At 56.7% G+C, this 25330-nt stretch carries 20 protein-coding genes; 6 read left to right on the top strand and 14 right to left on the bottom strand.

Translation table 11 applies throughout. From position 1 onward, the window contains the following. The coding region (locus tag GQ39_RS30705; RefSeq protein WP_047539342.1) for a SulP family inorganic anion transporter at positions 1-1155 on the bottom strand (1155 nt) is incomplete at its 3' end. 509 nt (positions 1156-1664) lie between these two features. On the opposite strand from GQ39_RS30705, the gene GQ39_RS30710 reads away from it, so the two are divergent. Together GQ39_RS30710 and GQ39_RS30715 are read left to right on the top strand one after the other, a co-directional pair. After that, positions 1665-2225 (top strand): recombinase family protein, encoded by a 561-nt coding sequence (locus tag GQ39_RS30710; protein ID WP_011645023.1) that lies wholly within the window; start codon positions 1665-1667, stop codon positions 2223-2225. 3 nt (positions 2226-2228) lie between these two features. Then, entirely contained in the window at positions 2229-5195 is a 2967-nt protein-coding gene (locus tag GQ39_RS30715) for a Tn3 family transposase (RefSeq protein WP_019486346.1), read from the top strand. On the opposite strand, the gene GQ39_RS30720 is transcribed toward GQ39_RS30715, so the two are convergent. From GQ39_RS30720 to GQ39_RS30755, 8 genes are all read right to left on the bottom strand, one after another. Then, a complete protein-coding gene (locus GQ39_RS30720) occupies positions 5107-9087 on the bottom strand; it encodes an Ig-like domain-containing protein (RefSeq protein ID WP_152614048.1) in 3981 nt (1326 codons plus the stop codon). The two genes, GQ39_RS30715 and GQ39_RS30720, sit on opposite strands and share 89 nt — an antisense overlap. A gap of 131 nt (positions 9088-9218) precedes the next feature. After that, a complete protein-coding gene (locus tag GQ39_RS30725) occupies positions 9219-10088 on the bottom strand; it encodes an HD-GYP domain-containing protein (RefSeq protein ID WP_223198360.1) in 870 nt (289 codons plus the stop codon). Positions 10089-10179: 91 nt separating this feature from the next. Next, positions 10180-10425 (bottom strand): DUF3391 domain-containing protein, encoded by a 246-nt coding sequence (locus tag GQ39_RS32070; protein ID WP_232859924.1) that lies wholly within the window; start codon positions 10423-10425, stop codon positions 10180-10182. 156 nt (positions 10426-10581) lie between these two features. Next, entirely contained in the window at positions 10582-10962 is a 381-nt protein-coding gene (locus GQ39_RS30735; RefSeq protein WP_001054412.1) for a hypothetical protein, read from the bottom strand. Then, positions 10959-11285, bottom strand: a complete 327-nt coding sequence (locus tag GQ39_RS30740) for a hypothetical protein (protein WP_000091614.1) — start codon at positions 11283-11285, stop codon at positions 10959-10961. Before GQ39_RS30740 ends, GQ39_RS30735 begins: the two co-directional genes overlap by 4 nt. Positions 11286-11308: 23 nt before the next feature. Next, entirely contained in the window at positions 11309-11644 is a 336-nt protein-coding gene (locus tag GQ39_RS30745; protein WP_000741275.1) for a hypothetical protein, read from the bottom strand. 14 nt (positions 11645-11658) lie between these two features. Continuing rightward, complete coding sequence (locus tag GQ39_RS30750) at positions 11659-11994, bottom strand: helix-turn-helix domain-containing protein (RefSeq protein WP_001172026.1); 336 nt, start codon at positions 11992-11994, stop codon at positions 11659-11661. Next, complete coding sequence (locus GQ39_RS30755) at positions 11975-12352, bottom strand: type II toxin-antitoxin system RelE/ParE family toxin (RefSeq protein WP_003151133.1); 378 nt, start codon at positions 12350-12352, stop codon at positions 11975-11977. The genes GQ39_RS30750 and GQ39_RS30755 overlap by 20 nt, the downstream gene beginning before the upstream one ends. A gap of 191 nt (positions 12353-12543) precedes the next feature. On the opposite strand from GQ39_RS30755, the gene GQ39_RS30760 reads away from it, so the two are divergent. Next, positions 12544-13146 (top strand): recombinase family protein, encoded by a 603-nt coding sequence (locus tag GQ39_RS30760; RefSeq protein ID WP_047539374.1) that lies wholly within the window; start codon positions 12544-12546, stop codon positions 13144-13146. Then, entirely contained in the window at positions 13130-16159 is a 3030-nt protein-coding gene (locus tag GQ39_RS30765; RefSeq protein WP_010799689.1) for a Tn3 family transposase, read from the top strand. The genes GQ39_RS30760 and GQ39_RS30765 overlap by 17 nt, the downstream gene beginning before the upstream one ends. Here GQ39_RS30765 and GQ39_RS32075 read toward each other — a convergent pair. Next, positions 16116-16625: a DUF4347 domain-containing protein gene (locus tag GQ39_RS32075; RefSeq protein WP_081998030.1), complete on the bottom strand. Its 510-nt coding sequence runs from the start codon at positions 16623-16625 to the stop codon at positions 16116-16118. The two genes, GQ39_RS30765 and GQ39_RS32075, sit on opposite strands and share 44 nt — an antisense overlap. 877 nt (positions 16626-17502) lie before the next feature. Here GQ39_RS32075 and GQ39_RS30775 point away from each other — a divergent pair. Further along, a complete protein-coding gene (locus GQ39_RS30775) occupies positions 17503-18711 on the top strand; it encodes a tyrosine-type recombinase/integrase (protein ID WP_081998031.1) in 1209 nt (402 codons plus the stop codon). On the opposite strand, the gene GQ39_RS30780 is transcribed toward GQ39_RS30775, so the two are convergent. The 3 genes from GQ39_RS30780 to GQ39_RS30790 form a co-directional block, all read right to left on the bottom strand. Then, on the bottom strand, positions 18686-19711 hold the full coding sequence (locus tag GQ39_RS30780; protein WP_081998032.1) for a DNA replication terminus site-binding protein: 1026 nt from the start codon (positions 19709-19711) through the stop codon (positions 18686-18688). The genes GQ39_RS30775 and GQ39_RS30780 overlap by 26 nt on opposite strands. Before the next feature lie 193 nt (positions 19712-19904). Then, the gene (locus GQ39_RS30785; RefSeq protein ID WP_047539383.1) at positions 19905-20213 is read right to left on the bottom strand and encodes a hypothetical protein; all 309 of its coding nucleotides are present in this window, start codon (positions 20211-20213) and stop codon (positions 19905-19907) included. Continuing rightward, a complete protein-coding gene (locus GQ39_RS30790; protein WP_047539386.1) occupies positions 20210-20842 on the bottom strand; it encodes a ParA family protein in 633 nt (210 codons plus the stop codon). The genes GQ39_RS30785 and GQ39_RS30790 overlap by 4 nt, the downstream gene beginning before the upstream one ends. An 875-nt stretch (positions 20843-21717) precedes the next feature. Here GQ39_RS30790 and GQ39_RS30795 point away from each other — a divergent pair. Next, the gene (locus GQ39_RS30795) at positions 21718-22452 is read left to right on the top strand and encodes a replication initiation protein (RefSeq protein WP_047539389.1); all 735 of its coding nucleotides are present in this window, start codon (positions 21718-21720) and stop codon (positions 22450-22452) included. Between the two features lie 1510 nt (positions 22453-23962). Here GQ39_RS30795 and GQ39_RS30800 read toward each other — a convergent pair. After that, positions 23963-25096 carry a glycosyltransferase family 4 protein gene (locus GQ39_RS30800; protein ID WP_047539392.1) on the bottom strand — a complete coding sequence of 378 codons (1134 nt, stop codon included), beginning with the start codon at positions 25094-25096 and terminating at the stop codon, positions 23963-23965. Positions 25097-25330: the final 234 nt, after the last annotated feature.

Here is a 25330-nt window from a genome sequence, read left to right on the forward strand (position 1 = left end):
CTTGTTGGCGAAGAACATCGCGGCCAGCAGTACGCCGGCCAACACGCCGAAGGCAAGGTTGTGGGTGGCGACCACGACCACCACGGTGACGACCATGACAATGTTGGTCGACAACGGGTGCTTCTTCAGGTTGCGCAGCGAATCCCAACTGAAGGTGCCGATGGACACCATGATCATCACTGCCACCAGCGCAGCCATCGGGATCTGCTTCAGCCAGTCGCCGAGGAATACCACCATCAGTAGCAGGAATACGCCTGCGGCCAGGGAGGACAGACGAGAACGACCGCCGGATTTAACGTTGATGATCGACTGACCAATCATCGCGCAACCTGCCATACCGCCGATTAGGCCCGAAGCAATGTTGGCCACGCCTTGACCCTTGCACTCGCGGTTCTTGTCACTGGAGGTGTCGGTCAGGTCGTCGACAATGGTCGCGGTCATCATCGATTCCAACAGACCGACCACAGCCAGTGCTGCCGAATAAGGGAAGATGATGGCCAGCGTCTCGAATGTCAGCGGCACGTCAGGCCAGAGGAAGATCGGTAGCGTATCCGGCAGTTCACCCATATCACCGACCGTGCGGATATCCAGCCCAACCGACATGGCGACGGCGGTCAGCACGATGATGCACACCAGCGGCGATGGGATGAGCTTGCCGATCTTGGGGACATAGGGGAACAGATAGATGATGCCGAGGCCTGCGGCTGTCATGGCGTAGACGTGCCAGGTGACATTGGTCAGCTCGGGCAGCTGAGCCATGAAAATCAGGATCGCCAGTGCATTGACGAAACCGGTCACCACCGAGCGCGAGACGAAGCGCATCAGCGATCCGAGCTTCAGGTAGCCAGCAGCGATTTGTAGCACGCCACATAGCAGCGTGGCGGCCAGCAGATATTCAAGACCATGGTTCTTGACCAGGGTCACCATCAGCAGTGCCATTGCACCGGTTGCGGCCGAGATCATTCCGGGGCGACCACCGACAAAGGCGATAACCACGGCGATACAGAAAGAGGCGTACAGGCCGACCTTGGGGTCGACGCCGGCAATGATCGAGAAGGCGATGGCTTCAGGGATTAGGGCCAGTGCGACCACAATACCGGCGAGGATGTCGCCACGGATGTTGGATAACCAGGTTTGTTTTAACGAGTGGAGCATCAGAATTCCCAAGGCAATGGATCGCGCAGAACAGCATGGCGCAGGCCATGTGCAGCTGGTCGATACGAGGTCAAATTGTCGGATGTAGAGGAGCTGTGGCGGGTGTTAAAACCTAAAGCACAGCAGAACGCGACCGCTGGCAGAGCAAGCAGTCACAGATGATGCGGGGGGCGAAGCGCTATGGCGGCGTAGGCAGCCAGATCATGTTTTGCAGGGTAAGCATGAGGTCTTATCGAGTGTCTTTAGTAACTCAATGGCCGCAACAGTCTACAGGAAGAGGGCAATTTCTGCGAGTCACCCCCGGACTAGGGCGTCCTGTTTGGATGTCAGCCTGAGCTATACCCTAACTGGATGTCAGGCAAGGCCGCACCGCGCCGTCAGAATAGAATCCGCTTTCACATTCTTTGACACATGCTTGCCAAGGTCATAGATTTCAGCCTGACAAATTCAAGGCTTCGGGCGCAATGGAACCAAAAACCAACGTAAGCCCTACAGCCCATGGAGGCATCTTGCAGGGACAACGCATCGGTTATGTCCGGGTCAGCAGTTACGATCAGAATCCGGAACGACAACTTGAGCAAGTTGAGGTCGGCAAGCTGTTCACCGACAAAGCCTCGGGCAGGGACACCCAGCGTCCCCAGCTGGAGGCCATGCTCGGCTTCGTCCGCGAGGGCGACACCGTTGTGGTGCACAGCATGGATCGCCTGGCCCGTAACCTCGATGACTTGCGACGCCTGGTGCAGAAGCTGACCCAGCGCGGCGTGCGTATCGAGTTCCTGAAAGAGGGCCTGGTGTTCACCGGCGATGACTCGCCGATGGCCAACCTGATGCTGTCGGTGATGGGGGCCTTCGCCGAGTTCGAGCGCGCCCTGATCCGTGAGCGGCAACGGGAGGGCATCGCCCTGGCCAAGCAGCGCGGCGCGTACCGGGGCCGCAAGAAGGCCCTGTCCGACGAGCAGGCTGCTACCCTGCGACAGCGGGCGTCGGCCGGCGAGCCCAAAGCGCAGCTTGCCCGCGAGTTCAACATCAGCCGGGAAACTCTCTACCAGTACCTACGCACGGACGATTGATACATGCCGCGTCGCTTGATCCTCTCGGCTACGGAGCGGGATACCCTGCTCGCGTTGCCGGAAAGCCAGGATGACCTGATCCGCTACTACACCTTCAACGACTCCGACCTGTCGCTGATCCGCCAGCGGCGCGGCGACGCCAACCGCCTGGGCTTCGCGGTGCAGCTCAGCCTGCTGCGATATCCAGGCTATGCGCTGGGCAGCGACAGCGAGTTGCCCGAGCCGGTCATCCAGTGGGTGGCCAAGCAAGTTCAGGCCGACCCAACGAGTTGGGCGAAATACGGCGAACGCGACGTGACTCGCCGCGAGCACGCCCAGGAACTGCGCACCTACCTACAACTGGCCCCGTTCGGCCTGTCCGACTTCCGCGCCCTGGTGCGCGAGCTGACCGAGTTGGCCCAGCAGACCGACAAGGGTTTGCTGCTGGCCGGCCAGGCGCTGGAGAGTCTGCGGCAGAAGCGGCGCATCCTGCCGGCGCTGAGCGTGATTGACCGGGCCTGCTCGGAAGCCATTGCGCGGGCCAATCGCCGGGTCTACCGCGCCCTGGTCGAACCACTCACGGACTCGCATCGGGCCAAACTGGACGAGCTGTTGAAGCTCAAGGCCGGCAGCAGCATCACCTGGTTGACCTGGTTGCGGCAGGCCCCACTAAAACCGAACTCCCGGCACATGCTCGAACACATCGAGCGGCTGAAGACATTTCAGCTGGTGGATTTGCCCGAAGCTCTGGGCCGGCACATCCACCAGAACCGCCTGCTCAAGCTGGCCCGCGAGGGTGGGCAGATGACGCCCAAAGACCTCTGTAAGTTCGAGCCGCAGCGGCGCTACGCGACCCTGGCCGCCGTGGTGCTGGAGAGTACGGCGACCGTGATTGATGAGCTGGTCGATCTGCACGACCGCATCCTGGTCAAGCTGTTCAGCGGCGCGAAGCACAAGCATCAGCAGCAGTTCCAGAAGCAAGGCAAGGCGATCAACGACAAGGTGCGCCTGTACTCCAAGATCGGCCAGGCCCTGCTGGAGGCCAAGGAAAGCGGCAGCGATCCCTACGCCGCCATCGAGGCGGTGATTCCCTGGGACGAGTTCACCGAGAGCGTCAGCGAGGCCGAGCTGCTGGCCCGGCCGGAGGGCTTCGACCATCTGCACCTGGTTGGAGAGAACTTCGCCACCCTGCGCCGCTATACGCCAGCCTTGTTGGAGGTGCTGGAACTGCGCGCCGCCCCGGCTGCGCAAGGCGTGCTGGCGGCCGTGCAGACCCTGCGCGAGATGAACGCCGACAACCTGCGCAAGGTGCCGGCCGATGCGCCCACCGCCTTCATCAAGCAGCGCTGGAGGCCGCTAGTGATAACCCCGGAAGGCCTCGACCGGCGCTTCTACGAAATCTGCGCCCTGTCAGAGCTGAAGAACGCGCTGCGCTCCGGCGACATCTGGGTCAAGGGCTCGCGGCAGTTCCGCGACTTCGACGACTACCTGCTGCCGGCAGAGAGGTTCGCCGCGCTCAAGCATGCGCAGGCTCTGCCCCTGGCGATCAACCCGAACAGGAACCAGTACCTGGAAGAGCGCTTGCAGCTGCTGGACGAGCAGCTGGCCACCGTCACCCGCCTGGCCAAGGACAACGAGCTGCCCGATGCCATCCTCACCGAGTCGGGGCTGAAGATCACCCCACTGGATTCCGCGGTGCCCAATACCGCGCAGGCGCTGATCGACCAGACCAGCCAGTTGCTGCCGCGCATCAAGATCACCGAACTGCTGATGGACGTGGACGACTGGACGGGCTTCAGCCGCCACTTCACCCACCTGAAGGACGGTGCCGAGGCCAAAGACCGGACATTGCTGCTGGCAGCGATCCTGGGCGATGCGATCAACCTCGGGCTGACCAAGATGGCCGAGTCGAGCCCCGGCCTGACCTACGCCAAGCTGTCCTGGCTGCAAGCCTGGCACATCCGAGACGAAACCTACTCGGCGGCCCTAGCCGAGCTGGTCAACCACCAGTACCGTCATACCTTCGCCGCTCACTGGGGCGACGGCACGACCTCTTCTTCCGATGGCCAGCGCTTCCGGGCGGGCGGTCGGGGCGAAAGCACCGGGCACGTCAACCCGAAGTACGGCAGCGAGCCGGGGCGGCTGTTCTACACCCATATCTCCGACCAGTACGCACCGTTCAGCACCCGCGTGGTGAATGTCGGCGTGCGCGATTCCACCTATGTGCTCGACGGCTTGCTGTACCACGAGTCCGACCTACGGATTGAGGAGCACTACACCGACACGGCTGGCTTCACCGATCACGTCTTCGCCCTGATGCACCTGCTGGGCTTCCGCTTCGCACCGCGCATCCGCGACCTCGGCGAAACCAAGCTGTATGTTCCGAATAGCGTCCAGGACTACCCGACATTGCGCCCAATGGTTGGCGGCACCCTGAACATCAAGCATGTCCGCGCCCACTGGGACGACATCCTGCGCCTGGCCAGCTCGATCAAGCAGGGCACCGTCACTGCCTCGCTGATGCTGCGCAAGCTCGGCAGCTACCCGCGCCAGAACGGTCTGGCCGTGGCCTTGCGCGAACTGGGCCGGATTGAGCGCACACTGTTCATCCTCGACTGGCTGCAAAGCGTAGAGCTACGTCGCCGCGTGCATGCCGGACTGAACAAGGGCGAGGCGCGCAACTCCCTGGCCAGGGCGGTGTTCTTCAACCGCCTCGGCGAAATCAGGGATCGGAGCTTCGAGCAGCAGCGCTACCGGGCCAGCGGTCTCAACCTGGTGACGGCCGCCATCGTGCTGTGGAACACGGTGTACTTGGAACGCGCCACCCAGGCGATGGGCGAAGCGGGGAAGTCGGTGGATGGCGAGCTGCTGCAGTACCTGTCGCCGCTGGGGTGGGAGCACATCAACCTGACCGGCGATTATGTCTGGCGGCAGAGCCGCAGGCTGGAGGACGGGAAGTTTCGGCCGCTAAGGCTGCCCGGAAAACCTTAGCGTACGATTTTTTCCGAATTCTGCGGGCTCCCCCAATCAGCGTTTCCAGCGAGTTGCCAGCAGGCATGCTGGCGCCGCCAATCGATGTCAGGCCGGTGCCAATGGGCACTTGGCTGGTCAGCAGGGCAGCGCCGTTGGCCTTGACCAGCGGGATGTCCGCCACATTAGGGCTACCCACGGTGCTCCCTTCGCCGTTGGACACCACAGGAATAGTCACCGACGTCCCGGTACCGCCACTTGGCAACGTAACAGGGGCCGAGGTGACCGGCACGCCGTCGACCAGTGTCGGCGTTGTTGGCTCTGTCGGGGTAACCGGCGCCGCGACGATGGACAGTACCAGGGCGCTGCTGGCATTGGAGACATTGCCCGCGACGTCCACCTGCTTAACCGTCAGGCTGTGATTGCCCAATGACAAGGCATTGCTGGTGATGCTCCACGCACCCAGGTTATTGGCCGTGCCGGTTCCCAGAATGGTGATGCCGTCGGTGTCGTAGAGCTTGACGGTGCTGTTGGCTTCGGCGGTACCGGTGATGATCGGGCGGTTGGCGTAGGTAATGCCATCGCCCAATGTTCCCGTGTCACTGGCTGGCGCCAGGATCACATCAGCCGGCGCAGCAGGCGCCGTGTTTTGAATGGTGACTGACAGTGATGTGCTTGTTCCGGAACCGTTACCTGCTGCATCGACCGCTTTGGCGGTCAGTGCATGGGTGCCGCTGGCCAGCGTGCTGCTGGTGATGCTCCACACACCCAGGTTATTGGTTGTGCCGGTTCCCAGAATGGTGATGCCGTCGGTGTCGAACAGCGTGACGGTGCTGTTGGCTTCGGCGGTACCGGTGATGATTGGCGTGCCGAGATTTGTAATACCGTCACCCGGCACGCCCGTGTCGCTGGACGTGGCCAGGGCCAGGGCCGTCGGCGCGGCAGGCGCGGCGGTATCGATTGTGACGCTTTTTGCGACGCTGGCTGACGATACGTTGCCTACTGCATCGACCGCCTTGGCCGTTACGGCATGAGCTCCGCCACTCAGCGTTGAGCTGGTAATGCTCCAGGCCCCGGAGCCGTCGGCAGTCACCGTGCCGAGCACTGTAGTGCCGTCGGTGTCGAACAGCGTGACGGTGCTGTTGGCTTCAGCCGTACCGGTGAATACCGGCGTTGTGTTGCTGGTAATGCCATCAGTGTTCGAGGCGCCGCTGTCACTGCCTGACGACAGGGCAAGCGTCGGTGCCGGCGGTGCAGTGTGATCAAGCTCATAGGCTTGGCCGCTGGTGAAGCCATCGGCGATTGCCACCGAGGATCCGTTCTGGATACCAGTGCCGCTGCTCTTGAGGTCCAACCTCAAGGTACCGTCGCCGGTCAGACTATTGACGTTGACCGTGTAGGTGATGTTGTCGCTGGTGGTGATGCCGGCAATGGTTCCGGTGGCGGTCCCGGTGGAGTTCAGTGTGAAGTCATTCAGGTCCACTCCGGTTACTGCTTGGCTGAAGGTCACGGTGTAGTTCACGGACGAGACTGCATGATCGACCGCCGCTCCGGTCTCCCGCACGATGGAACTCACAGCAGGACTGTCGGTGACGCTGATGGTCAATGCCTGGAATGCGTCGTTGCCGGCCGCGTCGCTAGCCTTGAGGTAGATGTGATAAGTGCCAACGGCTAGATTCTGCGCAGCAATTAGATTGCCGTTTGAGATCGAGAATTTCGCGTTGTCAGCATCATTGGTGGTATCGCCAGTGGCCAGACCATAGCTGACCGAATGGGCATCGGTGCTCGACAACGTGGCTAATGTCGCGCCATTGATCGCCGCCAGGCTACTGATCGAGCTTGAACTCAGGGCAAGGTCCGTCGGGGCGCTCTTGTCGATATTCACCGTAAGGCCCGACGAGGCTGGCGAAGTGTTGCCGGCGGCGTCCGTGGCCTTGACGGTGATTGAGTGCGTGCCAGACACGAGCGCCGAGGTGGCGATGCTGTAGGCGCCACTCCCGTTGGCCGTGCCGGTTCCAAGTAGCGTGATGCCGTCAGTGTCGTAGAGCTTGACGGTGCTGTTGGCTTCGGTCGTGCCGGTGATGACTGGCGTGTCGATCTTGGTGATGCCATCCGTGGTGGACGTGCCACTGTCGCTGGCCGAGTCTAGCGTCGGCGCAGAGGGCGTCGTCGGGGCAGCGCTATCGACCTTAAGGGAAAGCACCGTACTGGCCGCGGATGTCTGGGAGCCGCTTGTCTGCTTGGCCGTCAGGGAATGAGTACCGTCAGCCAGCGTGCTGCTGGTGATGGTCCAGTTGCCGGCGCTATCGACCATAGCTGTGCCCAATACTGTGGTGCCATCGGTATCGTAAAGCGAGACCGTCGCGTCAATGACGCCGGTCCCTTTGATTTCAGGGGCTTTTACGCTGGTGATTCCATCGCCGAGTACGCCGGTATCGCTGCTTGAACTCAGGGACAGGGCCGGAGCGGCTGGAGCCGGGATTGCAGAATAGGGTATGCCATAGCTGTAGGCCGTGCCGGAGATCACGCCACTATCGCTGTCAACGCTTAATGCATCATAGGTAATCGCAAAGCCACCATTGGCGGCGGGCACGATGACTGGATGATCAATCCATTGGCCCGCAGCCACAGTGATGCCCGAGTCAACGGGGCCAGAAACGGCAACGCCGCTACTGGTATAGGTGTAAATATTGACACCGCTCATATCGCTCTTTGGCAAGGCGACCAGGATTTTCCCGTCGCTTGACTCGGCCAGGCTGAAGCGGGCAGGCCCCAGCACGTACCAAGCCTTATCTCCAGGATTGACGGAGGCGACGATCTGTTTCGCGTAGATGGTTTTAGGGGCATTAGCACCGTCATAGGAGCCGTTCTGAGTGAGGGTATCGCCTGAATTAACCGGCGTGCCGTCGCTGTTAAACAGCATCAGTTCGTACTGCTGGGTGCCGCCATAGCTGTTCAGACTGATCACGGCAAAGCCGCCACCGCTGAGTGCGATGGCATGCTCGCCGTCCTCAGTGCCTCCGCCGCCAGCGGTAGTAGACCAGTTCAAGCGCTGGCTCGAATAGCCTGAAGCGAAATTGGCAGGCGTACCCATGCTGTCGAACTTGAAGGCATAATCGCCAAGCGGCGTGCTGGTGGGCGAGTAATAGACATAGACACCGTCTGTCACCACGATGCTCTTGTCAGCCAACTGGACGATGGACGGACCCGCGCCATACATGAATTTGTAGAGAACGTCGTGATCTTCGGCACTTGAATACCGAATGGTATTGCCACCCATCGTCGTTTCATTAGTACGGGTCAGCGTTCCATTGCTTTCGCCGTAGATATCCAGCGTCAATGTCTGGTCTGCTGTATAGAAAGCTGCGGCAAAACCGCCATCGGCCAGTGACGTCAACGACACATTTTGCCCAGCCTTGCTACTCAGCGGCTGGGTAGTGCCTTGGGCAACGCCAGCGTTATCGTAAACCTGATAAAACACGCCGAAAGTGCTGTAGTCGTGGTCGACTGAGGTATCGGCTGACCAGGCGACCACGAAACCACCATTTGCCAATTTAGCGACAGAGGCGTTCACGACGTAGTCGCTGCCGGAGACAGTCAGCGTATTAATGATGTGGTTGGAGGCATCAGCTACTACAACCTTGGCCGCGTATTGTGGCGACGCCCCGTTGTACGAGTTGTCACCGCTGATTTGGTGCAAGTACACATCGGCATGTCCGCCGTTATTCAGCAATGCAATGCCTTGGGCAGAGTCGTAGTTGCCGCTGGTAGTCGGCTCCAGCGCAGTACCCGTTGCCAATACCCCCTGATAATCCGCCAGCGCCTGCGTATTGAACGGCAGCACCGCCTCGATCGGTCCGGTCTGCACCTCAAGATTGGGGATGTAAGCCGGAACCCCAGAAATTTCCGTCACCCTAGTTGGGTGGGCTCAACACTCGTGTCACCAGCTACCTTCTGGAGAATCGAGCTCGGCCATCCCTCCCTGGACGGGCATCGCTCGACGATGTTCAACGGCTCCCTCACGGGGCCGTCGTTTTGTGGGGGCTATTCCATCCACAAGTCGTCGAGGTTCTTGAAGTTCCAGAGCGTCGGGTCTTCGGGGCCAGTGATACTGTCCTTGCAACTCGTGGCCGCCAGGTCGATGGTCTGCATCGGGATCGGCTCTCTCGAGCGTAGCGAGAAGAACACGCGAACCTTGGGAGTCAGCAGTGATTCCATTCCCGGCTCAACGACAACGGCCAGACGCTGAGAGGACAGGCGAACCAAGGAGCCGACGGGGTAGATGCCCACGGCCTTGACGAAGGCGTGGAAGATGCGTTTGTCGAAATGGCCCTCCCACTTGGCCATCTGCCGCATCGCCGCGGACGGGTCCCACGGCTTTTTGTAGGCTCGCTCCGACGTCACGGCATCATAGACGTCGCAGATTGCGCCCATGCGGGCCAGGAGTGAAATGGCGTCACCGGCCAAGCGATCCGGGTAGCCGGTTCCGTCGATCTTCTCGTGATGGTGCAGGGCAATGTCCACCACCCCGGGCTCGGCCCCGCCTGCGCGCAGCATCTTTGCGCCCTCCACAGGGTGGCGCTTCATGATGGCGAACTCGGCATCGGTGAGCTTGCCTGGTTTGTTAAGCACTTCCAGCGGCATCGCGGCCTTGCCTAGGTCGTGCATCAGTCCGCCGATGCCAGCCAGGCGCGTTTGCTCCTCGTCTAGATCGAGATGCCGGGCCAGCGATAGCATCAGGGCGCAGACGGCAACCGAGTGCAGGTAGGTGTAATCGTCGTGCGTTTTGATGCGTGCGACGCTGATGAGGGCATGAGGTTGGCGCAGCACCGAGGCAGCGATTTCTCCGACCAGCGGCAACGTCGTGCTTGGGTCGACGGCCTTGCCAAGCCGGGCTTCCTGGAACATGTCCATGACTTGGGACTTGGCCGCAAGACAGAGTTTCCGTGCATAACACATTTCGCTCTCCATTGAGGTTGCGCCGTCACTTTTCTTGCTTAGTGGACTAGACGGCAGAGATTGCTCCTCCGACAATTCTCTGGGCTCTGGGCTCTGGGCTCTGGGCTCTGGGCTCTGGGCTCTCTGGGCTCTCTGGGCTCTCTGGGTCGACTTGGCTTTTGGCCAAGTCGACCCAGACCTCCCCGACGCCACATTCTCGAATGGCAGAGAGATCCTGAGGCTCGGTCAGCAGGAAGCTGCCGCGCCAGAATGGGTGTCGAACCCAAGAGCCGGCGAGCTTGTGGATGTACATGCCGAGACGAAGCTCGGATACGGGAATGCGTTTTACCAACTTATTTTCCTTTCTGAGTTGGGTGGTTAGGCGTGCGCCGAGGCTGGCACCCAGCGGTAGAGCGGAGGTAAGGTCACGCCAAGATTCTTGGATCAGCCGGAACCGCCGAAATTTCCGTCAGCCGATCAACATGGCTTTGTCTCGCGCTCGGTCGATGCGTTCCTGCATCGCCTGCATGACTTCTTCGTGGGTGTACGACTTGGCGTTGGGGTCGTCGGCCTCTCGGAGAGCTTCCTCGACCTCGCGGGTCATCCGCGCATATTCTTCCGGCCACAGCGCTTGCTCCATGCGCAGCGACGCCTGCCCAAGCAGGTGCAGCAGGCCGAACAGCCGCATGTCATTGGTGGCGACGACGTGCTCTCGAATCCGCTCCTGGATCACCTCGCAGGCCCGATGCGCCTCTGGCGTCGCCGTGCCCTCGTAGCCGGCTGGGAGTTCTGCTTCTTCAGCGATTCGCGCCCAAGCGATAGCCAGCGCCTCGATGGTGGACAGGTTCATTTGCTCATCCACTTGCGCAGCAGACGCTTTTTCAGGGAGGCGCGCTCTTGCGGATTGCGTCCCTTGTGGTTGGCAATGCGATCCGCCGTGGCGGCCTGGCGCTTGATGGGCCAGTAGGAGCGGCCATCCTTACCCATCGACCAGACGTTGCTGACCTGGTTTTCCAGTAGAGGCAGATGGGCGCATAGAGCTTCCGGCGACGCGCTGGCCAGCGCGGTGCGCTCGTGGGTTCGCCAGCGCTGATGCCAGAGTTTCTTGTCCTCGCGCTCGCTACGGCAGGTCGTGTGCCCAACGATGGGCGTTTTGCGGCGGCTGCGGCTCATGATGTGGTTGTCTCCAAGAACATTCAGGACAGGCTTTCTGGGTAGAGCGCCGTCAACCGGGACAGGGTTTCTTGCACTTGTTCCAGCGAGGTCATCAGATGATCAACCTGATCCTGAAGATCCACGGCGAGATCAAATAGCTCAGCCACTCGGCTGCGTGATCCCTCGTTGAACGCGGCCATTGCCAGTTGATGCAGCTTCAACAGGTCGGTGCGCAGTTGCGGAGGTGCGCCGTCTGCGCTGTCATTCAAATCGCCGCGCAGCACGTCCACGGCATCGACTGCACGCAGCAGTGCCGTGGTATCGAAATTCTCGGGAGTCAGTTCGTCCCATTCGTCGTCGGTGATGCGGGCTGCCATCAGGAGAGCTCCGATTAAGCGGTTGCGAGCGTTAGATGCCCGATCGGCTCGGCTGCTGGCCGTACCTTGATTTCGATGTCGTAGCCGAGGCGATTCAGACAATCCATCAGCTTGCGTTCGGATAGATTGGTGAAGTCGCCGCGCATCATGCCCGACACCTTCGGTTGCGGGATGCCCATGCGTTTGGCCGCCGCTTGTTGAGTCAGCCCAAGGGCGCGCATGGCCCTCCTGATCTCGACCACCAGGCCGGTCTTGATCTTGAGCTTTTCAGCGTCAGGCAGTCCAAGGTCGGCAAAGACGTTGCCCGAGCTGCGCTGAACCTCGACGCCTTCAATGATTCGTTTTTGCATTTCGTAGCTCCTGTGCCAATACCTCGGCCACCTTCAGCCGAGCGCGGATGATGTCCATGTCGGCCTTTGGCGTGGCGATTCCGCTCTTGCTCTTCTTCTGGAAGCAGTGCAGGACGAACACCGCTTCCGCAAACTTGACCGTGTATACCGCTCGATAGGTGCCGCCGGCATCGTCTTCGACGACCTCCAGCACGCCGGCACCACCGAACCCCTTGAGCACCTTTGCTGCGTCATCCTGATCGCCTATCTGCGCCAACGAGAGCGCGTAACCGAAACGGCGACGCACGTCGGACGGCAACGCCATCAAATCCTTGTGGCTGCTCGCGATCCATTCGAGCGGTTTTTCTTTGTTTGTCATGACGGAATTTTATACCTGTTCAGGTAATGATGTAAACGCGGCAACCTCAAGGAGGTGTCGTAAAACATTTGTTTTGCGACAGGCTGTCAGCCGCCGCTGTGCTACCTGTGCAACACCCCCTCAAAAATGTACGGAAAACTCTATCGCTATTCACTATTATGCGGAAACCTGTTTTTGATGGTTATCCGCCTATGTTGGTTGGCTACATGCGCGTGTCGTCGGACTCCGACCGCCAGAGCACGGACTTGCAGCGCGACGCGCTGCTCGCCGCCGGCGTCGATCCGCGTCACCTGTTTGAGGATCGTGCCTCTGGCGCGAAGGATGACCGTGCCGGCTTGGCGCGGGCGCTTGAGTTCGTTCGAGCCGGCGATGTGCTGGTGGTGTGGAAACTCGACCGGCTCGGTCGCTCGCTGTCGCACCTGCTCGCCATTGTGACTTCGCTCAAGGACAAGCGGGTGTCGTTCCGCTCGCTGACAGAGAACCTGGACACTACGACGCCCTCGGGCGAATTCCTGTTCCAGGTGTTCGGTGCGCTCGCGCAGTACGAGCGCGCCTTGATTCAGGAGCGCGTCGTCGCGGGCTTGGCCGCCGCACGCAAACGCGGCCGGATCGGCGGCCGGCCGCAGGCGATCACTGGTGAGAAGCTGGACGCCATCGTCGCCGCGCTCGATGGCGGCATGTCTAAGGCGGCGGTGTGCCGCAACTTCAATGTCAAGCGCACTACGTTGATCGAAACATTGACGCGAGCAGGTTGGCGTGGTGCGGGAAGGACGGTCGATGAGCAACAAGAATAAGCTACTCACCGTCTTTTCTGACGCAGAGCAGGAAGCCTTGTACGGCCTACCGGACTTCGACGATGCTCAGCGGCTGGAATACCTGGCGTTGACCGAATCTGAACTGGCGTTCGCCAGCAGCCGGCCTAGCCTGCAGGCCCAAGTCTATTGCGTCTTGCAGATCGGCTACTTCAAGGCCAAGCATGCTTTCTTCCGCTTCGATTGGCATGAGGTCGAGGACGATTGCGCCTTCGTGCTGAGTCGCTATTTCCACGGCGAAGCGTTCGAACGCAAGGCGATCACCAAGCATGAGCACTACAGCCAGAGGGGTCAGATCGCCGAACTGTTCGGCTACCGGTCGTGGGCGGCTAGCTTCCTGCCGCAACTGGCACAGCAGGCTGAACAGATCGTGCGGCGCGACGTAATGCCAGGATTCGTGGCCGCCGAACTGATCGTTTGGCTCAGCGAGCACAAAATCATCCGGCCCGGCCACACCACCTTACAAGAGCTGGTCAGTGAAGCCCTGTCCACCGAACGCAGGCGCTTGGGCGGCTTGCTGGCAGAAGTGTTGGACGAATCGGCCAAAGCTGCGCTGGGCCAGCTCCTGGTGCGTGACGACACCCTGTCTCAACTGGCAGCGCTCAAGCAGGACGCTAAAGATTTCGGCTGGCGTCAGATGGCAGGGGAGCGCGAGAAGCGCGCCACGCTGAAGTCCTTGCACGGGATCGCCAAGGCGCTGCTGCCCAAGCTCGGCATCTCGCAGCAGAACCTGCTGTACTACGCGAGCCTGGCGAACTTCTATACCGTCCATGACCTGCGCCACCTGAAGGCGGAGCAGACCCGGCTCTACCTGCTGTGCTATGCCTGGGTACGTTACCGGCAGCTCACCGACAACCTGGTCGACGCGATGGCCTTCCACATGAAAAAACTTGAGGACGAGAGCCGCACGGGTGCGAAACAGTCCTTTGTCGCCGAACAGCTGCGACGCCATCAGGAAACGCCGCAGGTTGGCCGCCTGCTGTCGCTGTACGTGGACGACAGCGTGGCCGATCCGACGCCGTTCGGCGAGGTGCGCCAACGCGCCTACAAAATCATGTCCAGGGAATTGCTGCAAAACACGGCGCAGCGCATGAGCGTCAAGCCACTGAACAAACTGGCGCTGCACTGGCAGGCGGTGGACGGCCTGGCCGAACGCATTCGACGCCATCTACGGCCGCTGTACGTCGCGCTCGACTTCGCCGGCACGGCCCCCGATAACCCATGGCTCGCGGCGCTGACTTGGGCCAAGAGCGTGTTCGCCAAGCAGCAGCGCCTATCACAACGGCCACTCGACGAATGTCCGGCGGCAACGCTGCCGAAACGCTTGCGTCCGTACCTGCTGATGTTCGATGCCGAAGGCACGCCGACAGGCCTGCATGCCGATCGTTACGAATTCTGGCTTTACCGTCAGGTCAGGAAACGCTTCCAGGCGGGCGAGCTCTACATTGACGACAGCTTGCAGCACCGGCATTTGTCCGACGAGTTGGTTTCGATGGACGAGAAAGCCGCCGTGCTCGCGCAGATGGACATCCCCTTCCTGCGGCAGCCGGTCAGTGCCCAGCTCGATGCACTGGCGGCCGAGTTGCGTGCGCAATGGGTGGCGTTCAATCGCGAGCTGAAACAGGGCAAGCTGACGCACCTGGAATACGACAAGGACACGCAGAGACTGACCTGGCGCAAGCCCAAGGGGGAGAACCAGAAGGCGCGCGAGCAAGCTCTCTACGAGCAACTGCCATACTGCGATGTCGCCGACGTGTTTCGCTTCGTCAACGGCCAGTGCCAGTTCCTGTCGGCGCTGACACCATTGCAGCCACGCTATGCGAAGAAGGTAGCCGACGCCGACAGTCTGATGGCGGTGATCATTGCCCAAGCCATGAACCACGGCAACCAGGTTATGGCACGTACCAGCGACATCCCGTACCACGTCCTGGAGAGTACCTACCAGCAGTACCTGCGCCAGGCGACGCTACATGTGGCCAACGATTGCATCAGCAACGCCATCGCCGCACTGCCGATCTTCCCGCATTACTCGTTCGACCTCGATTCGTTGTACGGTGCCGTTGATGGGCAGAAATTCGGCGTCGAGCGACCAACTGTGAAGGCGCGCTACTCGCGCAAATATTTCGGCCGCGGCAAGGGCGTCGTCGCCTACACGCTGCTGTGCAATCACGTGCCGTTGAACGGCTACCTGATAGGCGCACACGAGTACGAGGCTCACCACGTGTTCGACATCTGGTACCGCAACACGTCGGACATCGTGCCGAGCGCGATCACCGGCGACATGCACAGCATCAACAAGGCCAACTTCGCCATCCTGCACTGGTTCGGACTTCGTTTCGAGCCGCGCTTCACCGACCTCGACGACCAGTTGCAGGAGCTGTATTGCGCCGATGATCTGGCATTGTACGAGAAATGCCTGATCCGGCCGGCTGGCCAGATCGACCGGCAACTCATCGTCGGTGAGAAGGCGAACATCGACCGAATCGTCGCCACACTGGGCCTGAAGGAAATGACGCAGGGCACGCTGATCCGCAAGCTGTGCACCTATACGGCGCCGAACCCGACGCGGCGCGCAATCTTCGAGTTCGACAAGCTCATCCGCAGTATCTACACACTGCGCTACCTGCGCGACCCGCAACTGGAGCGTAATGTTCACCGCTCGCAGAACCGCATTGAGTCCTATCACCAGCTACGCTCGACCATCGCCCAAGTCGGTGGGAAGAAGGAATTGACCGGCCGCACCGACATCGAAATCGAGATCAGCAACCAGTGCGCCAGGCTGATCGGCAACGCGATCATCTTCTACAACTCGGCGATCCTGTCCCTGCTGCTGACGAAGTACGAGGCAGCTGGCAATGCCAAGGCGCTGGCGTTGATCACGCAGATGTCGCCAGCGGCCTGGCGGCACATCCTGCTGAACGGGCATTACACCTTCCAGACTGACGGCAAGTTCATCGACCTGGATGCGCTCGTGGCGGGACTGGAGCTGGGCTGACGGAAATTTCTGGGATTCCGGCGTACAACCCCAGATTCCAGTTGCCGCCCTGGTTCACCGCACCGGTGAGGTCACTGGACGCTGCGACATCGGCTCCGGTCAGTTTGGCCAGCGATTGTATTAGCGCTTCGCCATCGGTGCCCGCACCGGTGTTACAGCCATAAAGAAGAATATCGCCATCAGCGGTAAGCGCACTGCCTATCGTCGCCAGATCCGCTGCGTGAGTAACGACATTGGCGCTAGTCAGGTTCAGGCTACCCAACTGCACCATGCCCTCAGTGCCGTGGGACAGCACTTGAATGGAGCTGATATCGCTACGCCCGGCCAGCACGGCGGCCATCTGGCTCAAGCCGTCCACGTCAGGATCAAGCACAAAGACTTCTACATCTGGCGCCAAGCCAGCAAGCAAAGTGGCGCGATCCTGAACACGGCTGTCTACGAACAGAACAGAGGCTTTATTACTCATGTGATCCTTCCGATGGAGTGTAGGACTATAAAGTGGGATTTTTAGCTGAAATGATGTCTTATGGCCATTATCAAGCTAAGTATTGGCGCTCACGTGCAGTTGACTTGGCTAGGGAACCATCACTTCCCCTGGCTCTACTTTGTGAGCTGTTAACAGCGTTGGCTTTTTTGCCGATTGTTATTGCGCCGGCAACTGGATCAATTCCACATTAATGGCAGTACGCTGTCCTTGGATCCAATACTACTTGCTTTGTGCGCACAGCGACTGCGGCGTTTGTCACGGATACCACCCTTCTCTGAAATCGCTGCTTTCGTGCTCTGTAGAGTTTCAAGCGGCCTCCGGCCATCCGGCTCTATGCCACGCCTCCGTTTGCTTTAAACACACGATTTCAGCGGTGATTGGAAGATACTGCCCCGAATTTTCTGTACCGCGCGATCTATTTATAGCTAGCTGGCTAGCTATAAATAACTATGTTTTTTCAGGTAACGACTACAAATTCCGGCTATGTAGTCGCCGAGAATGGTGCTTTGCCTGGATCAGTCGAAACTACTCGATCCGCGCGTTTTGCGTTGGACGCGAGGGATAGGGTGCCAATTCTGAATCCCTGCGGACAACGCATTAACTTCCCTATCGGCTGTCGTTTTGGATTTCTGAATTTTAACGATGAGCGGTAGGCGCTCGAGCTTGAGGTTGGCCCGCTCACTGAACGGACTGATGAAACTCATGTGGGATGAAGTGTGGGCTTTAGAATAAAATTGATATGAGAATTGTAGGTTTTATTGGGTAAAACCTTGTCTGTACGAGGATACATACTCCGCGTACATTATAATTCGCACTTCGTCTTGCCACGGTCAGAATTGGGAGTCCGACACCTGAAATGGCCAAATTGACTCAATCCTTTCTCCGCTCAGTTGAAACCCCAGGTAGCTATCACGATGAACGGGGGCTCATTCTGCGCGTTAGCGTTAATGGCACCAAGAATTGGGTCTTGCGTTATCAGCTCAACAACCGACGTCATGATTTAGGATTGGGATCCTTCCCGACGGTTTCGTTGAAGGCTGCGCGACTGGCGGTCGACACCTATAGACTGGACCTTTCACAGGGTATTGATCCACTCACTAAACGGGCATCGCTGCAGTACGAGCAGACCCTGATAACGCGCGCGTCAGTGACGTTTCGCCACGAAGCTGAGCGGTATATCAGTACCCATCGTCAAAGCTGGAAAAACGTTAGGCACGTACAGCAATGGTCGAACTCTCTGCGCGATCATGTGTATCCATTGCTAGGGGAAATGCCTGTAGGCAGCATCAAAACCGAGCATGTGCTCGATGTACTCATACCGATCTGGACCCGCATTCCGGAAACAGCCTTTCGTCTGCGAAATCGTATTGAATTAGTGCTTGATGCAGCCAAAGCCAGGATGTTGCGCGAAGGAGAAAATCCAGCTCGATGGAGAGGCCATCTCGATAAACTGCTGCCACGTCAAAAACGCGCAAAAGTACCTTTCAGTGCCATGCCCGCAGAGCGGTTAGGTCCGTTTATTCGGCAACTCGACAGCCTGGAGAGCACGGCCGCACGTGCGTGCGAGCTTCTGATCTATACAGCTTGCCGGAGCAATGAAGTGTGCGATGCTCGCTGGTCTGAGTTCGATTTCGCGGCAGGTATATGGACGATTGATGCAGCAAGAATGAAAGCAGGAAAGGTCCACCGTGTGCCGCTGTCAGCAGGCGCTATTCAGACCCTGGAGCAACAGCAAGGCAAGCATCCCATCTATGTCTTCCCCAACGCCAGACGCACCGGCAGTTTGCCCGGAAACGCTATTCGCCGCGTCATGGATGAGCTGCAGGCTGGAGAATTCGTTCCCCATGGCTTTCGCTCTACCTTCCGCACCTGGTCTGCCGAGCATACAAATTTCCCGAGAGAGATTTGTGAAATGGCGCTTGCTCACTCCTTGGAAGACAAAGTAGAAGCGGCGTATAACCGCGGCGATCTTTTAGATAAGCGTCGGCAATTGATGAATGAGTGGGCGACCCTTATCAGCGTTGGCGCAATGATTAGCTTTAATCATCAAGCAGAGAAAAGTTGAGATCCAGTTGTGGCGTGTCAGGCGTTTCTATAATTTTTTTTCGTTGACTGCCGGCTGCATAGGTTGAGGATACGCTACTTGGTTTACTTATTTGCACCTCTGCTTTGCGCTGGCCCACTAGGTCATCCGGATTGAGATAGAGGTTCATACGAGGGATCACTTCGATGCGCGTTTTTTTATCAGGCCTCTGGGCTTGACGCGTATGACGATTAAAATCCCGTAGTTCGTGTATGTCGGAGGGATGATCTCCTGCTAATACGAACATTGGTAAGTTGCTATGAGTCATTGCGTCGTAGCGAGAGTTGTCCGAGAAATACACCATTGCTCTTGGATGTGGAGCAACTTTTTTATATTTGATTAGGCTCGCTTGGTCAGCCAGGTTAATGATGCGTCGTAATTCGGCGCCCGCCAGTGTTTGATCAACCTCAACCCCCTCTTTCATCGCTTGTTGCTTTGCAGTCTTGCCAAGTAACTCCCTGACCTTACCAACTGCTACCCGCTCCCCTCCTGTAGTATGGCCAGCCCATGTGAATACGATCAGCCGCGGGCAAATATCAAAAGCCTGAATATGACGAAGCAATTGCTTCATGCTCATTTGCCCACCTAAAGCCAGACGCAAGATTTTCGAACGTGCCGAGGGTGCCAAATTCATCTCAATGCGCGTTCTCTCAATCGCCATCATGAGTTGATCTTTAAGCTGGTTGATCTCTTTCACCCAATGTAGAACGCTCTCGCTGAGGGCGAAATACCCTGGTAAGCGCATGACAGTGCCAGGTGCTTGATCAGGCATTCTCTCGAACATCGACATGGCTTGAATTGCCGCATCTATCGCCGCACAGCCTTCTAACGCTCGAGCCTCGATATGGTCGGCTGCTTTTTGTTCAGCCAACAAGGGCAGTTGCCATACCTTCGAGCGCACCACGAAATTTGGCCATGCGTTGCCGAACTCTTTGAGCGTAGCATTTAGGCAGGCGTGTAAATGCACGATATCAGCCATCATAATACCACCCCTAAACTTAGCATCTTTAGTAAGTCACCCTTTTTAAACCTTTGCGATTGAGGCCGGTGGTGCGCATTATTATGCTCGCATTGAGGGGTGGTATTATTATGCATTGAGCGCCTATAGGCTTCAGGACTTGGCGATGAGGATCGCGTGTAGCTAACTATAATGCCAGATAGCTAGCTATCTAGCATTATAGATTGTAGTGTTTCTTTAATAGCTGCTGAACGATGTCTGTTTCTGTCACTCGCTTTCCTGTCTTGGCTGACTCTTGAGCGGCTCCAAGCTTAAGAGCGCAAGCGATGTCCCAACGTAGCCGAAATAATTTTTGCACCGTAGGTTCTGGTTTGAGTGCTTCGATCATGTAAGACGCAGTTTCTTCGACTTCTGGCTGCTTTCGAGTAGAAGCAGATTTTGATAAAGCCTTATCCGCCTCCCCCCCTTCCAGAAACTCATTGGGATCTTTTTTGTAGCTCTTTATATCTGGCTTGGCCTTAATCATCCCAACACCTCAGCAAAGAAAGCATTCATTTCTTGAATTGCTGCATTGTCACGTTTGAGTTCATGAACAGTTGCGCCTTCACTGATGCAACGACGAAATGCAACCCGCTCACAGATCTTGGTTTTGAAAACACTAAAGGATTGCTCCTCAAGGAATGTGAGCATTTCCCCCGTGTCTTTTGTCCGTGTATCGACCCTGGAAAGCAACATCCTGACGTCGAGCTCTGGATTGTAATCTCGCGCTAGGTCTACGACGGTCAATAGGTCTGTCATAGCAGCAGCATCAAATGAGCTAGCGCCAACAGGTACAATTACAACTTCTGCAAGCAGCAGCGCTGAGCGTAAGCCCACGGAGTCTCGGCCTCCAGCGTCTACCACAACATGCTCATATGCTGTTGCTAGCTGCCTGCCTTCGGAATTGATCGCTTTACCTTGGAGACAGACAGTTGTAGGACTAGGGCTATATTCTGGGTTGTCTCGGCGCCATGCAGCCCAGCTGGCGGCGCTTGCTTGAGGGTCGCCATCTATTAATAAGGTTTTCCCAAGTTTAGCTAGCATCGTTGCCAGGTGAACGGCGGTTGTTGTTTTCCCAACGCCACCTTTGGTATTTACACAAGCAAATATGGTCACTGTGGTTCTCTTCCTATAAGAGGCTACGGGAGCATTTAGATATATAGATAGCTATATATATTTTAGCCTTGTTTGTCAAATTGTATGCCGATGCAGCCATGACTTGTGGATGCGATTTTGGTTCTGCCTACAGGTATTCGCTTGGATCCATGCGGGATAAATCAATTCTAAGGCACTTAATAGCCGTTTTGAGGCGTTTTTTGATTGTTATCAATAGGGAGCAAGGCAATTCGGCGTTATCGACCTCTGCCGTGCCGTAGGCGCTTTTACATGCTCTTGCTTTTTCTTTTGATTTTCAATCAAGAAAATAATTTTTAAGCTCCTTTTTTAAAATCTTTTTATCTTGTTTTTAAAGCTTGTTTTTAAAGCTTGTTTTTAGCATCGCTGGAGGCCTTTGTTTCCGTGGCCTGCAGCGGGTCAACGACTACGGATTCCGGCTATACGACTACAAATTCCGGCTGTATCGACTACAGATTCCGGCTGTTGCGACTACAGATTCCAGCTGTATCGACTACAGATTCCGGCTGTTATCCACAGGCATTCTGCTGGAGAAAGAGTTCTTCCTCTCTCCTCACAGCCCCTTTGGAGAGGCATAAATCAGAAACCACCTGCATCGCAAAGTGATCGACTACAAATTCCGGCTAGTACGTCCGGTTAACGACTACAAATTCCGGCTATGGACTCGTCATTTTCGCCTGTGTCGTTTCGTGCAGGTGAGCTCCTGGTCATAAATGGTGCTGACTATTTAACGACTACAAATTCCGGCAGTAGCCAAAAGCCACTCAACGACTACAAATTCTGGCTATTGGAAAACCATCACGCAGCGTGCCCTCAAGCTTGGTACTATCGACTCATCACTGCATCAGGATTAGTCGATGAGCTCCAAAGAACCGTCGTCATTGCTTGTCACAAAAGCCAATGATTTGATCAGCGCCTCCTACCGGCTGACTCTTCAAGAGCAACGCCTATTGCTGGCTGCAATTGCCCAGGTTGATCCACGTAAACCAATGCCTTCCAAGATCACGGTTACTGCGGCTAGCTTCTCCGAGATCTATGGCATACCAATACGTTTTGCTTACACCAATCTCAAGGAGGCGGCTGACTCCCTCTACGAGCGTGACATTCAGACCTTTGATGGCAAAAATCGAACCCGTATCCGTTGGGTGTACAAGGCGACCTACGCAGAGGGTGAGGGTCGAGTGACCCTTAATTTCACGGTCGATGTGATTCCTTATCTATCGATGCTCAACAGCAAGCTCACTTCGTATGACCTACGTCGCGTGGCCAATCTGAATTCCATGCACAGTTTTCGATTGTTCGAATTAATGATGCAATTCAAGAGCACCGGCATATTGATCATCGAGGTAGAGAAACTGCGGACGTTGTTGGATTTAGGCGACAGCTACAAGCGTTTCAACAATCTTCGGCAGAGGGTGATAGCTCCGTCGATCGCCGAAATCATGGCCAAATCTGGAATAGTCATCACTTACCAAACGATCACTGAAGGTAAAGCTGTCAAAAGCCTGATATTTCGTTTCCAAGAAGCTGCTCAGTTACGACTTTCGCTTGGCGAGGGGATGGAAGCGGTTCAACAAGAAAGTCTTTTGTGATTTAAAAGTAAGTAAAATCAATGACTTACGACTGATATATTGATATCTATCATTATAGATAGCTAATACGCATAGCCGGAATTTGTAGTCGATAGCATTCAATTCTCACAGAGCAAGATGCGAACCGGCGCCTTGGCACCACAGCCCAGTCGCAAAAGCCCACACCATAGAATTTCCATTCCCCCTGCCGTGCGGTTGTCGAGATCCTGTAAGAGCAAATTCGTTTTGGTCTGGTTGATCGCGCATGCGCGGCACGTGATGCCCAAGGTGGCGCCGTGGGCAGGGTTTTGGTCAGCCAGCACCCTAAAAAAGTAGAATAGGCCTTCGCTAAGGCAGCCCCCGGTTACCGTGGGGTTGCATCACAAGAGCTTCAAACATAGGTCACGTTCGACCGCCCAGGGCAGGTTTGCGGATGCTCAGCGCACCCTGAAAACTTTGGAAACTCCCAATCCGCTAGCACGGGATGTCCGCCCAGAGGGTTGTTTTTTGCGAAGGTGTAACGCGGTCTCTGACAGAAACCTGATGCACAGTTCATTGTGTGCTTAGAGTTCTGGAAGGTAGGGGGCTGCCTGAGTTCGGCTTCATTAAGTGAAAGCAATTTATCCAGTGCAGATTATAAATCTGTCGTTTTACCCACCCAAGAGGCAAACGCCAACAGCTGCATGAGCGTCATCATTCCTGTTAGCGGATACGCCTAAGCCATTGCTTTTGGTGAACCGCGGCCGCGTGTGCAAAAAATTGGGATGAGTCATTTCACGACGGCGTTTTACTGCCCTAAAAGTCAGCACCTAAGGACAGACCTCTTTCCTTAGGTACGTGAATAGCTAGCTAACATTATAGCTAGCTATCACTATATAGCCAGAATTTGTAGTCGATACCAAATCAGTACGAAAGCTTTTCTAGCCTGTAGGATTTGGTGTCGATGAGTTGTTGCTCGATTTTTGGCTTAAATCTGGTTTTTAGCAGCACGGCAGCAGTGGTCTTCCGGTTATGCGGCGAGTGTCGTTGCTCCCACGGTCGGCCACACGAGGACTTGATGTTCATCTCAACAGGTGCACATGTAGTGTCCGAGTGGTATCGCGCACAGGCCCTGGCATTGAAGCAGTAAGCCGACTTTCCATACGTCGCGACATTGTCCGCTTTTTTAGTGATACACCAAGCATCAGCTATTCTTTGAGCAGCGCTTTATCATTCTGGAACCCAGCTGCCCCCTGCGATCGCTCCAGTCGTAGAGGGTTGCGACCCAAACTATAGGTGCCGCCAAGCAGACGTGCGATGAGCTCGGGTTCTTTTTATTTACATCGATGGATTGCCACGAGATGACGGACCGTCCAACTACCAGTAGTCCAGTATGGATTTTGGTGTCTACGATTGTGTGCTGAATGATATGTATCAAAGCATATAATACTAATTATTGTAATGCAGATATTGGCAATTAAAAATATATCAGAGCATAGTAGCTGAGTTTGATACGATTATTTATTGTTTGGTCTGGCTTGGATAATGTGATTTACGGTTTATTTTTAATATATTTCAAGTTAATTACTTCATTATAAAGCTGCACCATGCTCTCGCACATGCGGTCAGCGGTGAACAACTCTTGAAACCGGGCGCGAGCATTATTGCCGAAACGCTGCGTCTCTTCAGGGTTATTCCACAGGCGATGCATGGCCTCGCGCAAGGCCACGGGCGAATCTGGAGGGACGGCCAGACCTGTTTCTTCGTGAATGTTGACGTAGGTGGTCCCTGTTCCGATCTCGCAAGAAATCATCGGCTTTCCATACATCGAAGCTTCTAACAAAGAGATACCAAACGCTTCAGATCGAAGATGGGAAGGGAAGACCAGGGCGTAGCACATCTGCAGCAGACAGACTTTTTCCTCATCATCCAGACGCCCCAAAAACAGCACGTTGCGCAGTTGCAACTTTTGCGCTTGAGCTTTGAGTTCAAGTTCTTGCGGGCCGCTACCGAGAATCACCACTGGATAATCTACGCCTTCAAGCGCGTTAAGCAGGCTATCCAAGCCTTTGTAATAGCGAAGCACGCCGACAAACAGGAAGAATTTTTCTGGCAGACTTTTTCGCCAGTGGCTGAGTGTTTCCGTCGATGCTTTTGGGTACGCCGATTGATCCAATCCGTAAGGGATGACCATCGTCTTGTCGGCAAACGGCTTGAGCACTTCGCTGGAAGCCAGATAGTTAGGCGAGGCCACCACTATTCGGTCCATGCTCCTGAGAAAACGCTTCATTAAAGGGCCATAAAGCTTGAGCAAGGTGCGTTGCTTGACGATATCCGAATGATAACTGAGCACGGTGGGGCGACCATGGCCGGTGGCAAAATGCACCAGGTCCATGAGGGGCCACGGGAAATGAAAGTGCACCAGATCGGCTTCGGCCGCCATTTCCTTAAATTGGCTGAACACTCGCATCGAGAGGCCTGTAGAGGCCAAGTTGAAATTTTCTTTGGCACGAGTGACCTGATGATCAGCCATCTGTAGCCGCGCAGGAGAAGGATCTTGGCTGATAGTCAGCACCTGGCTTTCAACGCCTAAGACACGACTGCCTTGGCAGAGCTGAAATATGACTTGCTCGATGCCACCTGTGGTGTCGGGATAATAGGTCTTGAAAAAATGCAGGATGCGCATGAGTTACCTTGGCTAAAACATTTGACTTTGGCTGCTTTGAACAACGCCAAAAGCCCTTGTTCATGCCGAAAACGCTCAACACACAGGGGGAGCCTGGGCGCATGTGAGAAAAGGCCTGAGAGATTAACTGCTAGCTTCGGAGGCTTGCAACGCAAAAAAACGGCACCCATTGTTTTGTGGGCCAACAGCGCCTTCCTCTAAACGTTTTTTCATTTATTGCAGCCTAAGCGAGGT

Source organism: Pseudomonas sp. 11/12A (genome assembly GCF_000800055.1).
Classification (GTDB): domain Bacteria; phylum Pseudomonadota; class Gammaproteobacteria; order Pseudomonadales; family Pseudomonadaceae; genus Aquipseudomonas; species Aquipseudomonas mohnii.

Coding starts and splice junctions, on each gene's coding strand:
- GQ39_RS30715 (WP_019486346.1), top strand. CDS start 2,229: ATGCCGCGTCGCTTGATCCTCTCGGCTACGGAGCGGGATACCCTGCTC.
- GQ39_RS30725 (WP_223198360.1), bottom strand. CDS start 10,088: ATGGACATGTTCCAGGAAGCCCGGCTTGGCAAGGCCGTCGACCCAAGC.
- GQ39_RS32070 (WP_232859924.1), bottom strand. CDS start 10,425: ATGTACATCCACAAGCTCGCCGGCTCTTGGGTTCGACACCCATTCTGG.
- GQ39_RS30735 (WP_001054412.1), bottom strand. CDS start 10,962: ATGAACCTGTCCACCATCGAGGCGCTGGCTATCGCTTGGGCGCGAATC.
- GQ39_RS30740 (WP_000091614.1), bottom strand. CDS start 11,285: ATGAGCCGCAGCCGCCGCAAAACGCCCATCGTTGGGCACACGACCTGC.
- GQ39_RS30745 (WP_000741275.1), bottom strand. CDS start 11,644: ATGGCAGCCCGCATCACCGACGACGAATGGGACGAACTGACTCCCGAG.
- GQ39_RS30750 (WP_001172026.1), bottom strand. CDS start 11,994: ATGCAAAAACGAATCATTGAAGGCGTCGAGGTTCAGCGCAGCTCGGGC.
- GQ39_RS30755 (WP_003151133.1), bottom strand. CDS start 12,352: ATGACAAACAAAGAAAAACCGCTCGAATGGATCGCGAGCAGCCACAAG.
- GQ39_RS30760 (WP_047539374.1), top strand. CDS start 12,544: ATGTTGGTTGGCTACATGCGCGTGTCGTCGGACTCCGACCGCCAGAGC.
- GQ39_RS30765 (WP_010799689.1), top strand. CDS start 13,130: ATGAGCAACAAGAATAAGCTACTCACCGTCTTTTCTGACGCAGAGCAG.
- GQ39_RS32075 (WP_081998030.1), bottom strand. CDS start 16,625: ATGAGTAATAAAGCCTCTGTTCTGTTCGTAGACAGCCGTGTTCAGGAT.
- GQ39_RS30775 (WP_081998031.1), top strand. CDS start 17,503: ATGGCCAAATTGACTCAATCCTTTCTCCGCTCAGTTGAAACCCCAGGT.
- GQ39_RS30780 (WP_081998032.1), bottom strand. CDS start 19,711: ATGATGGCTGATATCGTGCATTTACACGCCTGCCTAAATGCTACGCTC.
- GQ39_RS30785 (WP_047539383.1), bottom strand. CDS start 20,213: ATGATTAAGGCCAAGCCAGATATAAAGAGCTACAAAAAAGATCCCAAT.
- GQ39_RS30795 (WP_047539389.1), top strand. CDS start 21,718: ATGAGCTCCAAAGAACCGTCGTCATTGCTTGTCACAAAAGCCAATGAT.
- GQ39_RS30800 (WP_047539392.1), bottom strand. CDS start 25,096: ATGCGCATCCTGCATTTTTTCAAGACCTATTATCCCGACACCACAGGT.